This is a genomic window from Leptospira yasudae (assembly GCF_003545925.1).
GTDB classification, from domain to species: Bacteria; Spirochaetota; Leptospiria; order Leptospirales; family Leptospiraceae; genus Leptospira; species Leptospira yasudae.
On sequence record NZ_QHCU01000001.1, the window covers coordinates 628,589 to 641,696 of the forward strand.

At 44.7% G+C, this 13,108-nt stretch carries 8 protein-coding genes; 3 read left to right on the forward strand and 5 right to left on the reverse strand.

Going from position 1 to position 13,108, the window contains the following annotated elements:
• Positions 1–140 precede the first annotated feature (140 nt).
• On the forward strand, positions 141–1,811 hold the full coding sequence (locus DLM76_RS03135; protein ID WP_118964320.1) for a GGDEF domain-containing phosphodiesterase: 1,671 nt from the start codon (positions 141–143) through the stop codon (positions 1,809–1,811).
• Here the strand turns inward: DLM76_RS03135 and DLM76_RS03140 are convergent.
• The 3 genes from DLM76_RS03140 to metG all read right to left on the reverse strand — a co-directional run bounded on the left by DLM76_RS03140 (position 1,808) and on the right by metG (position 8,478).
• Positions 1,808–3,505 (reverse strand): acyl-CoA dehydrogenase family protein, encoded by a 1,698-nt coding sequence (locus tag DLM76_RS03140; RefSeq protein WP_118955004.1) that lies wholly within the window; start codon positions 3,503–3,505, stop codon positions 1,808–1,810. The two genes, DLM76_RS03135 and DLM76_RS03140, sit on opposite strands and share 4 nt — an antisense overlap.
• 160 nt (positions 3,506–3,665) lie before the next feature.
• Entirely contained in the window at positions 3,666–6,296 is a 2,631-nt protein-coding gene (locus tag DLM76_RS03145) for a [protein-PII] uridylyltransferase family protein (protein WP_118964321.1), read from the reverse strand.
• A gap of 25 nt (positions 6,297–6,321) precedes the next feature.
• The gene (gene metG / locus DLM76_RS03150) at positions 6,322–8,478 is read right to left on the reverse strand and encodes a methionine--tRNA ligase (protein WP_118964322.1); all 2,157 of its coding nucleotides are present in this window, start codon (positions 8,476–8,478) and stop codon (positions 6,322–6,324) included.
• A 116-nt stretch (positions 8,479–8,594) separates the two neighbouring features.
• On the opposite strand from metG, the gene DLM76_RS03155 reads away from it, so the two are divergent.
• Together DLM76_RS03155 and DLM76_RS03160 are read left to right on the forward strand one after the other, a co-directional pair.
• Entirely contained in the window at positions 8,595–9,098 is a 504-nt protein-coding gene (locus DLM76_RS03155) for a tellurite resistance TerB family protein (protein ID WP_429946397.1), read from the forward strand.
• A gap of 65 nt (positions 9,099–9,163) precedes the next feature.
• Positions 9,164–10,132, forward strand: coding sequence for a hypothetical protein (locus DLM76_RS03160; protein ID WP_118964324.1), 969 nt, complete (start codon positions 9,164–9,166; stop codon positions 10,130–10,132).
• A 109-nt stretch (positions 10,133–10,241) separates the two neighbouring features.
• Here the strand turns inward: DLM76_RS03160 and DLM76_RS03165 are convergent, their stop codons facing one another.
• Together DLM76_RS03165 and DLM76_RS03170 are read right to left on the reverse strand one after the other, a co-directional pair.
• The gene (locus tag DLM76_RS03165; protein ID WP_118964325.1) at positions 10,242–11,432 is read right to left on the reverse strand and encodes a DUF1554 domain-containing protein; all 1,191 of its coding nucleotides are present in this window, start codon (positions 11,430–11,432) and stop codon (positions 10,242–10,244) included.
• Between the two features lie 271 nt (positions 11,433–11,703).
• Positions 11,704–12,861 (reverse strand): helix-turn-helix domain-containing protein, encoded by a 1,158-nt coding sequence (locus DLM76_RS03170; protein ID WP_118964326.1) that lies wholly within the window; start codon positions 12,859–12,861, stop codon positions 11,704–11,706.
• Between the last annotated feature and the right edge of the window lie 247 nt (positions 12,862–13,108).

Genomic DNA, 13,108 nt, shown 5'->3' on the forward strand with positions numbered 1-13,108 from the left:
GTTGAATGTTCCAAGTTGTGTTCGTTTTTACCAGCGAAATCATCCAAGCAAAGAATGTTTCTCGATGCAGAGTTATAATAGCGAACATTTTGAATTATAGTACGGATTTCATTATTAGGGTTTGACGTTAATATTTTAATATGGGAACGCAAATACAAAATCTATCTCCGTCTTTACAGAAATCGCTGCTGTATTTTTCGGATCAGTCTACGGAAGGAATCGTTGTTGTTGATCGCGAATGGAAGAAAGTATACGCAAATCATAAGTTTCAAAATTTTTGGTCGTTTCCCAATTTCCAAATACTTTACGAAAAGATAATACCCGTTCTAAAATCTAAAAAACAGGAATTAGAAAGCGATACGAACATCTCCCATCTCTTGCAGGAAACGGAAGAACCGGAAGATTCTTTTCTGAACGAAACGAACTTTCAACTGCAACTGAGCGTTCACGACTTCGACGATTCTTACATGATTCGTTTTAAGCCGCAACTCGGTGTTCAACCCCGCAAGGATTACGAGGCCGGACATTGGGACCGCAATACGAACCTCCCCAATCAAAAATATTATCTGCATCATTTCGGCAATCTTCTCGCGGAAGATGAGTCGGTTTCCGACGGACATTTTTCCTTCCTGCTTTCCGTCAGCAATCCGGACGCGATCGCATCCAATGCAAACAATTCCTATTTTGAGGATATTTATATCAAGGTGACGGATCGTTTGAAAAAATATCTGAATCCGACCGATCATCTATTTCGAATCGAAAGCGATAAATTTCTGGTTTCTTCTCCGATCGTCGATTCCGACGTCAAAGCGGAATGGTTTGCGGAATGCCTTCGAATGCTCTTCGATTTTCCGTTCACGTACGAAAACCGGGAATTTCATTTAAACGTAAACATCGGATATACTCGTTTCGATTCCGATACCGGAGCCGATATGAACGGTCTGAGAATTTTAAAAGAAGCGCTTCATCGTTCCTGTCTGATCGGACCGAATTCCTTGTTCTACTACGACCACGGCGCGATCCGCCGTTCTTCCGAAAAGGCCAAAATCGAAATCGATCTGAGAAAGGTGCTGAATCGAAACGAGTTGGAAATTCATTTTCAACCGATCATCGATCTCAAAGAGAATCGAATCTTCTCTATGGAAACTCTGGTTCGTTGGAATCATCCTCAAAAAGGAAAGCTGTTGCCCGGAAGTTTTATTTCCATCGCGGAAAGTTCCAGTTTTATCAAAACGATCGGAGAATGGATGATCTGGGAAACGTTTCGTTATTACGAAAACTCGATCTTAAAATCCAAGAACGTTTCCCTTTCGCTTAACATTTCTCCGAAACAATTGAGCGATAAGAATATCTTTCCTTTGCTGAAGGAAGCGAGCGACTTTTATAAGATTCAACCGGGTCATATCATTCTGGAAATCGTGGAGGATTCTTTCGACGCGAAAGAAAGACAGATCAGCAAGGTTGTCGCTTCGTTGAAGGATTACGGTTTTAAATTCGCGATCGACGATTTCGGAAAGGGATATTCTTCCTTGGGAAGATTGATCCATCTTCCGATCGATTACATCAAACTCGACAAGATGTTTCTTTTTAATTACTTTCAGACTTCCACACGCGCGGTCATCACGTCGATGGTGAACTTAGTGCAGGCGATGGGCAAATCGATCATCGTGGAAGGCGTGGAAAACGAAATGCAACACGATCTTCTCAAGGAACTCAACTGCGACTTCGGACAAGGATATTACTACTCTCATCCGGTCGAAATAGAACTCGCCGAAAAGATCGCGCAGAATCAATCGTTTCCTTCCGCTTAAAAGTGAATCACCGACTTTAAACGTTCGCTGTTTCCCGAAAAACTTCCGGAAGGTGCGAACTCACGGGAAGTATTCACGAGATCCAAATAACCGTCTCGGAATACGGACAAATCCTTTTGTGCGTTCGGAGCGTTCTTACCGGAGATGTCGGAAAGCGCAGCCAGTGCGAACGTCTCGAACGCGAGATCGGCGATGTAAATCCGATTCAAATCCAATTCTTCCGAAGACGAGTCGTCCAAAAGATTCTGTAAGTGTTTGGACTTCTTTCCGATCGTTGCAGCGGCTTCGCTGTTCGAATCGGTGATCTCTTCCACGTATTTAAAAAACGCCTTTGCCACCTTTTCCCGTTTAAACGCTCTCAAAACGTGTTCGCTTAACAAAAGATGCGTTCCTTCCCAGGTTTCGTTGATGATGGAATCGTTGTGCAGTCTCGGAAGCGCGGAAAAATCCCCCACGATTCCGTTTCCTCCCAACACCAATATCGAGTTGTACGTGATCTCCGTGGAAGTCGAGGAACATTTGTATTTCAAAAGAGGAGCCAACACTTCCCCCGCGAGTTTGAGAGATTCGGGCGTGTGAAAGTGACGGAAAACGGAGGTCAACATCGCCGTGTGCTTGAGTCTTTGGTCGCTCAACTGTTTTAGTAAAGAAGAAAATTCTAATATTTTGCTTCCGTACGCCGTTCTGAACTTCGCGTATTCGTAGGCTTCCATCCAAGCCCTTCTCGAAATACCCGAAGCCGCAAGCGATACGTGCAATCTGGAAATTCCGATCACGTATTTCATGAGGTTCACGATTCCGTGCGCGGGACGTCCGAGCGCTTCCGCTTCCACTCCGTCGTAGATGATTTCGACGGTAAGCTTTCCTCTGGAACCGATGATGTCCTTTTTACGGAGAATATGATGTCCGTTTAACGTACCGTCGTCTTTGATGCGCGGAACCAAAAACATGCCGATCGTGTTCGTGTCTTCCACTCTTGCGGTCGTGACCCAAAGATCTCCGGGATTGGAACAGAACCATTTTTCTCCTGTAAGAATCCACTTTCCGTTTTCCTGTTTTCTCGCGATCGTTCTGTTCGCGCTTACGTTGGAACCGCCCACTCTTTCAGTCACGTATTGACCCGCCATAAAGTGGGAATCGCTTCCTTCGCCCGCCACGAGACGAAGATATTTTTCTTTTTGTTCGGGAGTTCCGAGCGCTTCGAGAACCTTGATCATGCCTTCGGTCATCGCGAGAGGACAAGTGACTCCGCCTTCTCCGTTTTGATTGGCGAGATACGCGAGCGAGTAACGATGCAGATCGGTAAAAGGATGTTTCCAGGAAGAATGATAGTTTAAGTTTACGATTCCGTAATCATAGGAAAGTTTTCTGGAAAGTTTTTGTTCGTTCGAATAAACGACCGCGTCGATTCTATTTCCGGTTCGATCGTATTTGACGACCTCTCCGTATTTTCCTTCCTTATGAGAAGCGTCCGTGAGTTCGTCCAAGATTCCTCCCACCAAGGAACCGTAACCCATCAGATGTTCGATCATCGCCTTTTTATGTGCGGCGTCATATCCTTTGGAATATTTCTCCACAAGAGTTTGCAACACTCTGTCTTCTTCGTAAAAATTCTTTCCCCGATTACCGCGGTAATCGGAAATATCAAACGGAGCAAGAGCCGGGTTTGCGGCTTGGTTTAAAGGATACTGCATCATTCTCTCCTAATTCTTTGGAAAGTATAAGTCCACCCGTGTTTTCAAGCGAGCAAAAAAGAATCGAGCGAACTAACGTGAACCTTTGTTCGACAAAACGAACAAGGTGCGATAGGAATGAGAAAGAAGATTTTAGAAGAGAAGAAAAAGGAATTCGGAATCAGATCGAAATTTCTTCGAGGATTTGTTCGCCCAAAGGAAGGGTTAGAATTTTTTCCCTCAGTTTAAAAAGAAGATTCGGATCTTCCAGTTTGGAACCGTCCCCGGTCTGCAGATAAAAAGAATCATACGCATAATCGGCGCTTGTCGAAACTCTCAGATAACGCACCTTTAAATCCGAATGAAGAATTACCTGAAGAATCCGATACACCAAACCGACTACGTCCGGCATGCGCACTTCCATGATCGTGACGTCCGGAAGATCGCTGTTGTAAAACATCACCGAACGATTTACGATGCTTTCCGGCGTGGGTTTGCGCGGATTCCAATCCGTTCGTTGAAAGGCGATGCTTTCCCGTTTCAAATTTCCGGACGCGATCGATTTGAGTTTCGCTTCGACACGATCGAGTTTATCCTGCGATAAGTTCCCGCCGCCAGCGGAATCGGTCAGCTGAACCGAAGTGATCCAATATTCTCCGATCGTATAACTCTTCATTCCCAAAAGACTCAAACCTTCGGAAGAAATCGCGCAGGATAAATCCAAAAGAATCTCAGGCTGATTCACGGTGACCACGTCGATCGTTACGAACGCCGGATCTTGTTCCGTCTCGAAGATCGTCCGCAAGGAAGAATCCTGCGCGAGCGTTCCGATCGCTTTAAAATTTCTTAATATTTTTCGGTTGGACGCGGTGTGAAGATACGTGTTCGGAACGACCTCGTTCGCAAATTGAGTCACGGACTTCGCGATCGATTCGTCCAAACCTTCCTTTGTTACGAGATAATTTTTCAGGTCTTCGAGTTGAACGTCTCGGACCGGACCGGTTTCTCCGAAGTTATCCGCCGAGTCGCTTACGAGATACGGAATCGTATTCCTATAGAGAGTGTTCAAGATCGAACTCTTCCAATTCGTAAGAACTCCGGTTCCAACGGACTTCGTGTCGATTACGGTAAGAATATACAGTTTTCTTAATCTTTCTCTGCTTCCCACGATTCTCGCAAAATCAAAAAGGAGTTTCGGATCGCCGATGTCCCGCTTGGAACTCAGCTCGGACATAAGAGTGTGTTTTTCCACGAGAAAGCGGCAAAGCTCCGTGTCTTCTTCGCTTAATCCGAGACGATCTCCGACGGACACGACGAGTTCGGCCCCGTATTCCGAATGATCCCCTTCCTTTACTTTCCCCGCGTCGTGCAGAAGAATCGCGAGCGCGAGCAATTCTATCTTGGAACATTCCTGATACGCCTTTTGCACTTCCGCGTCCTGAAACTTTCCCTCGTCGAGAAGATCCAGTTCATGCAAAATCAATAATGTATGTTCGTCGACGGTGTATTCGTGATGATAACTGAACAAAGGAAAGTTCGTGCAGGCGCCGAACTCGGGAAGAATCGCGGCCAAGACTCCGGATTCGTGCATCAACTTGAGAATGCGTCCCCTTTGCGACGGAGTTCTCAGGATTCTCAAAAATTCCTCGTTCACTTCGGAAGAATATTTGAAGTCGTCGTCCAGAAAGTTAGATGCGAATCGGAATTCGTTCAGCAGCGTTCCGGAAATCTGAAGATTCTTTTCCTGAATCATCCGGAAAGAACGCATAACGTCCCTGTAGATCGTATGCGGGTTCGTAAACAAAGTCCCGATCACGGGAGGAAAAACCGTATCTCCGATCTTAAAGAAGTGAAGATCCTCGTATGGAAAGCTTTCTCCTTCGGAACTTTTTCTTTTTTCGATAATGGAATCCAGATATGTGCGAATGATAAAGTAGATGTTCTTTTGATGACGATAAAGCGCGTGCATGAACTTTTCCACGGAGGAAAGTTCCTCTTTTTTACCGAAACCCAGGGATTCCGCGACGTTCTGTTGCAGGTTGAGATCGAGACGGTCCGTTTTACGGGACGTGATCCTATGCATCGCAATCCGGGTGCGGAGAATGAAGTCGTATGCTTCCTGCAAAAGCTGGATTTCCCCTCTTTGAAACACGGGAAGAATCGATAAACCGCCGAGAGAAGGAAGATTGCGGACCGACTTTTCCATCCAGAACATATACTGAATATCTCGAAGACCGCAGAGATCCGTTTTGAGATTCGGTTCGCTTAACAAAATCGGGCGTTCTTCGTTGAGAAAGCGGGAGGAAAGGATCTCCTCCTTCGCCTCATTGTAGCGCTTTGTCCATTTAACGGGAAGTTTTTCAAGAAATTCGGATTTGAATTTTTCGAATAAAACCCTCGAACCCGCTAAGAAGCGCGCGTCCAGAAACGCGTGATACGAGGACATATCGTCCAGATATTGAAAACATTCCTTGATCGTTCTGCAGGAATGCCCCACTTCCTTTCCGGAATCATAGAGATACGTGTTGATCTTGGATATGACCGATTCCAGTCTTTGTTCCTTGATTCCGTTGTGAAGATACAAAAGATCGATGTCGGAATGGGGAGCCATCTCCATTCTTCCGTAACCGCCCATCGCGATGATGCAAAGTTCGTCCCCGGATTTGAATTCGACTCCCGAGTTTTCGAACTTGGAAAGAATAAAGGAATCTACGATATGCGTAAGTTGTCTGGATACGAGACGGCCGCCGACATTCTTGCTTTTTTCCAAAAGCCTTTGAAAGCTGTATGCGATATCCAGTTGTAAGGGCATAATGCGTTACGAATTCCGTTCGCTCTTATTTCAGTTTGTCGCCGGGCTTCGCGTCCTTGTGAGGCACAAACAAACTCAGCGTTTCACCTTCACCCGAAGCGAGCAACATCGCTTCCGAAACGCCGAACTTCATCTTTCTCGGTTTGAGATTCGCGACGACCACAACCTTTAGACCTTTCAGATCCTCCGGTTGATAAGCGACTTTGATTCCAGCGAATACGTTCTTGATTCCGAGTTCGCCGAGATCGACCTTTACGTTCACGAGTTTATCCGCGCCTTCCACCGGTCCGGCTTCCACGATCTGACCGACCCTCAATTCCACTTTCGCGAGATCTTCGATCGAAATTTCAAGTCGTTTCTCTTGGGAAGAACCTTCGGTTGTTTTTGCGGGTTCCGCCTTTTTGGAAGCTTCTACGGATTGTTTATTTTCTTCTAACATAGCGCTGATTGCCTTTTCATCCACACGTTTTGTGATCATTTCGTACGGATTCACTTTCGTTTTTTCTAATACTTTGGAAAGATCCAAATCGTCGAACTTCGGAGTTCCTTCCAGATTCAGAAGTTTATAGATCTTTTCGGAAATATTCGGAACGATCGGATACAAATACGCCGCAAGAAAACGACTCGCGTTCAACGTCGTAGTTACGACCTCTCTCGCTTTATCGGGATTCTCCTTGATGAGTTTCCAAGGAGCGTTGTCGTTCACATAACGGTTGACCGTATCGCCGAGACGCGTGATTTCCCGCATCACTCTCGCGTAGTTCTTTTGTTCATACGCGGCTTTGATGACTTCGCAAACGCTTTGTTCATCGGTTCCGACCCTGATCTTTTGATGGATCAATTCGTTTAACAATTCTTTTCCGTCTTCGGTAAGAACGCCGAGCGTGCGATCGAGTTGATCCAAAATGCTCGTGGAAATTCTCGAAACCAAGTTCACGAGATTTCCGACCAGATCCGCGTTGACTTTAGAAGTATAATCGTCGAACGAAAGATCCAAGTCGTCCATTCCCGGACCCAACTTGCCTGCGAGATAAAACCGAAGATGTTCCGGATCAAGATGTTTTACGTACGTGTTCGCGTTGATGAACGTTCCTCTCGACTTCGACATTTTTTCCCCGTTTACGGTGATAAAACCGTGAACGTGAACCTTGGAAGGCGCTCTGTAACCGCTCCCTTCCAACATCGCCGGCCAAAACAGAGTATGAAAGTATAATATATCCTTTCCGATAAAGTGAACGATTTCAGCGTTTTCCGAATTCTCTTTCTTCCAGAAAGAATCGAACTTATTCGGCTCATTCGGAAACTTCTCTTCAAAGAAGTTTTTGGAAGAAGCCATATAACCGATCGGAGCGTCGAGCCAAACGTAAAAGAATTTGTTCTTCTCGCCCGGAATCTCAAAACCGAAATACGGACCGTCTCTGGAAATATCCCAGGCCTGCAAACCGTCTTCGCTATCAAGCCATTCGCTCAATTTTTTTTGAACGCCTTCGACAGTCCCGCCTTGAATCCAATCCTCCAAATAGAACTCATTGGTTCGCTTCTTTTGATCCTCGGCGGTTGCAGTTTCGGCTTTTTTTCTGTGAAAGTTTCCGAGTTCAAAAAAGATATGCTCCGAATCCTTACGAACGGGAGAAGTTCCGCACAAAGCGCAATGAGAATCGATCAAGTCTTTCGGACTGTACGTCGCACCGCAGACTTCGCAGTTATCTCCGTATTGATCCTTGGATTTACAATTCGGACAAGTGCCCTTGATGAAACGATCTGGAAGAAACATCTTATCGTTTTCACAGTAAGCCTGTTCGATGCTTCTTCTCGAAATATGTCCTTTCTCTTTGAGTTTCAGATAAATTTCTTCAGAGATACTCTTGTTTTCGTTCGAATTCGTGGAATAATAGTTATCGTATTGAATTCCGAAAGAAGTTAAGTCTCTATAATGTTCCTGTTGAACTCTCTCGATGAGTTGTTCCGGAGTGATCCCTTCCTTACGCGCCGCTAACATTACCGGAGTGCCGTGCGTGTCGTCCGCACAGAAGAAATAACATTCGTTTCCTTTCGCCTTTTGAAAGCGAACCCAGATGTCCGTTTGAATTCCTTCCAATACGTGTCCTAAATGAATAGGACCATTCGCATACGGAAGCGCCGCAGTAACCAATATCTTTTTTGGAATAGAAGAAGAGTTCACAAAAGTCAGGTTCTTAAAATTTAGGTCAAAATCAACGTCTTTCTTTTCAGATTTTCATTGCAAAATCAGTGGTTCGGATAGAATTTTCTGAAAACCTGGAGGAACTCCCGATGCCAATGGAGAATCTTTCATCCCTTGCAAGTAAAGTTCTGCCGGGGCATGAATTCTATGAAAAGTTCAGAGAAGAAATGAACCCGGAGCAAGAAATATTCCATTTGAAGATGAACTACGCGAAGATCCTCGTCAGCGTTTGGTCTTATTCCTGTATGGCAGACGGAATCTTTCATCAAAAGGAAGGAAGTCTCGTTGGACAAATGGTAAAGGCTCTCTTTGAGGAAGGCTGTATCTTCTACGATCATCAGGGAGAAAAAACTTCCATCATCAGCGAGTTATCGGACGTGTTCGAAAATCCTCTTCCCGTAAAAACGATCCGCAATTTTTCCGAAGGCAATCCGATTATGGCAGCGGGCTTTTACGAAGACGCTTGCGTGATCGTGTCGATGGACGGAGGCCTTACGAAAAAGGAAAGAGAATTCCTGGACGATCTCGCCAAAGAACTCGAAATATCTTCTATGGATAAGAAGAATATCGAGAACAGAATTCTCGAGAAAAAGAAGTAAATCCATCTTTTGAGAAATTATTTATTTCCAAAGCTTAAATCAACCCGATTCGAGGAATCGATTCCATGAACTGGGTTTGGGAAACGTTATTCTATCTTCTCATCCTGTACGCCGGACTACAGTTTTTGTTTTCCGGCCCGATCCTCCAACTTCTCGTTAATTTTTTCTCCTTCCGTCACTTCAAGTTTCGCTGGATTTCTTCCGGAGTTCTTCTGCCGATCTTTTACGTCATCTCCAAGAACTGCATGATCGAGTTTCCGGGAATCTTAAAAACGGATCAAGTCTACGCGAGAGTTTCGTCCTTGAATTTCAAGATCGATTTTCTTTCTCTCTTCAAGGGAAAACTAAGAATTCCTTCTTCTCTCTTTAAGAATTTTCACATGGATTATACGAACATCATCAGTCCGCATAAAAAAATCGGACTTATGCCCAAGCGCGGAAGAATCGTATTCCAAAATATGAAAATAGAAAACGGATCGATTTCGATCGTGGATAAAACGCTGACTCCCACGTATTCGATTCAGCTTCACGACATCGCGATCGACGGCGGATATATGGACTCGGGATCGCCTCTCGAGATTCTATTCAGAACCAAAAGCGGATCGTGCAGGCTCGGCAAAAGAGGGAACTTAAAGATCGGCGTTTTAGGCGGAGAAACGAGAGGATTCTTATCGTTAAGCGACATCACTTGGTCCGAACTCGCCGGACTGCAGGTGATTCCTCTTCCGTTTTTAAAAAACAGGGTGCAGATCTACGTGGAATTCAAACATATCAACGAGGATCAAACCGCTGTGGAAGGAACTCTGATTCATTTCGGACCTCATTCTCACGATAAACCCGAACAGAGTTATCCGTTTCACTTCACGATCGACTGGAAGAATTACAATCTTCCCTTCGATCTCGCTCTTCGTGAACTCGTCTTGGAATTGTTTCTGAAGATCAAATTGAAAGGCGTGATGACAAGAGCCCTGCAAACGGTCGCCAAAGGATTATACGCGATCATAGGAAGAAACAGATCGCATCACCACAGGTAAATCCCCGATCGATCGTGTACAAGACACAACTTCTTTTAACAAAACTGTAAAGCGAAGTCGCTCGAATTCAAAGATTGTCACAGCGCGCGGGCAATGTTGTCTTTCTCGATCATTGCTCGATACAAAGAATCAGCCGCGGCGCGGTTGTACACGAATATCCCGTAGTACCGTCGCCGGATAAACCAGTTCCGGTTGCGTTATTCGTCCAATCTCCGCAATTTTGCGCATCTACGGCCCAGTTCGTAAGAAATCCGGACCAGAAATTATTAGCAGGATTGGCGGTGCTTCCATAGATCGTTGCATAAGGGATTAAACCGCTCCCATCGGAAGTAGCGATCGCGTTTAAAGTATCATAATTGTAATAGCGGGTGTTCGGCTTGATCGGCCAACCCGCGCTTCCCGGAACACGAGATGCAACACCAAGCAACGCTTTTGAAGCAAATCCCGCATTGGCAGAACAAGATGAATCCGCGCCATCCACCCCGAATGCGCTTCCGCCATACTGCATATTTCCGCCGCTGATTCGGACTACTTCGCGAACTCTTCGATCGTTGTCCAAAATCTTCACCGTAAAACTCAAAGAAAGTCCGATCGGAGTCGCCGTTACGGCTAACGTATGAACTTTGTCTCCGAAGTCGCTCGCATTTGTCGGGGTCAAATCGGAAGCGGTCACGGAAACCGTATCCGGGTTGGCAAAATTCGTATCGAAGTTTTCCGGTCCCGGACTGAAATGATCGATCGTCGCGTTCGTCGAAAGACCGATATGCGTAACCGGATCGTTCGGCCCCCAAGGTCCACTCAAAGAAATCTGCACGTTCAACGCGGTGCCGTCTTCTTTGATTTCAATCGTATCTCCGGCAACCTTACCGTTGATCAAAATCGTAGTGCAATAAACGATTAGGTTGGAAACGTTTGCGGTCGCCGTCCCGGAAGGATTTTCGGTCGTATCGGAATAGACCTTACACGAATGGTTTGCGGCGGCGCTTGCCACGCTGATTTGATAATTCTTATTTTGCGCAACGGAAGAATTGAACTGAAAGGTTCCGTTTGCCGAAACAGGAAGAATTTCATCGTTTAACTTGAGTTGTACCGTTCCGGATTTGAGTCCTTGTACGGTTCCGCCGATTCGAAAACCTGAGGAGTTGCCACCCAGAGACGCAGATTCGGAAGCGTCTTCCACAATGCTGATCAACGCCCCGCTCTGACCATCTAACGTAAAACGGCTGGCTTCGGCACAAGCTGCAAAAAAAAGAATGATCAGTAAGATTGCAGTATATTTATAAAAAGCAATTGGCTTCATATCGTCAGCGAATCGGGCTCATTGGGTCGTCTACCCAAGAGACAATTGATTCAGAAATTTTTTGATTCCTTTTTATTGGGATTTCATTCTTTTTATTTCAAAATCAAACTAAATTCTTTCTTTTTGCAAGGTTTTTTGTGGATGATTCTCTTGTCGAAACGTTTCAAGTAGTAGCTCCTACAAAATCCGCAATTTCAAAACTCCCAACTCTCCCCAAGATATAAAAAATCCCTGCCGCGCCCATACGCAAAACAGGGATTTTTGGATGGGTTTAAATCGTGTGGGAATACCGAGAATCGAAGTCTTCCATCTCGTCTTCTTTACTTTTGTAGTTCGTAAGATTTTCTTCCCGGAACGCTTTCGGAGATTTTTTCGTCTCTTTCAAAAAGGCCCGATGAAAGGCGGAAGAAGAACTAAAACCGACAGCCATTCCGATTGAAAGAATCGAACGATCCGGTTCTTCCAACAGCATAACCTTTGCTTCTTTTACACGATGGTGATTGATAAAAGAATTAAAATTCATTCCCATGTGTTCGTTTAAAAAAGCGGAAAGGTGATGTACCGAAAGTCCCATTTCCGAAGCCAAAGAAGGAAGTCGCAGTTCCTCATCCAGGTGGATTTTCTCTTTTTGCATCAATTCGGTCAGCTTACTCTCCACCTTTTCGATGTTAAGATCTTCCAAAAGCGATCGTTTCTCCTGGCTGGAATCTCGATTCGTAAGATTCTTATCCGTTTCTTCGTTTTCCGAATCGCTGAGTAGGAATTCGTTCTGGGTTCTCTGCAAATCGGAAATAATCGGAATAAATTCGCTCAGAATAATCGGTGAAAGAATTAGAAAATAATAATTGATCGTGTTGATCGGCTCGATAATTTTCGCTCCTTCAAAATACCGGAACACTTCGGTTAATTTAATGATCAGCAACACGCAAACGGAAGGAAGAATTCTCACCAGATTCGCCTTGTTTTTAGCGGAACGCAAAGGAATCAGAATCTGAAAAAGAAGGTAAACAAAAAACAGGAAGGTTCCCAATGAAACCATTTCCGAAAGATTCGGAATTTTGAATTCATCGAGCAGATCCCAAACCACCACGATTGCCGCAGTCGCTGCAAAACTTCTAAGAAGCAATTTTCGGAACGCGCTAAAAGAGTCGATACACTGAAAGCTACCGCTCTTTACATTTGAAGCGAGGTTCATAAAAAAGAACGCGACGGTTACCGAAAAGTAAGCGTAAAAATACTGGGCTAATTTTTTTGCGAGTGTGTTTTCCGTAATAAACATCGTGGCCGTAAACGACCAAAAAACGCAGGCCATCAGAAAAAACAACGCAGGGGCGCTGAAATTCTTTTGCCGATCCCTTTTGAAAACTCCGAATGCGGCAATCATAAAGTATAACATTGCCGCTAATGAATAATATTTAACCTCTTCCACATCCGAATCCTTTTGTCGTTTTGTTTGTATTTTTCCCAGATCAACTTTTTATTTCGGCAAGAAAGCTTTCGCTTTCGATGGAAGAGGAATTTCTCTTTGTCTCTCCCATTGCAGACAATTTTAGCTTTCTTGATTACTCAACAAAAGGTTTCCGAGCTTTTGCTCATTTTTTATTTTTTTAGAATTATAATTCGTAATTTCCTGAAAAAAATTTATGAACTAGGCAGTTTTGAATTTTTTGTTTGGA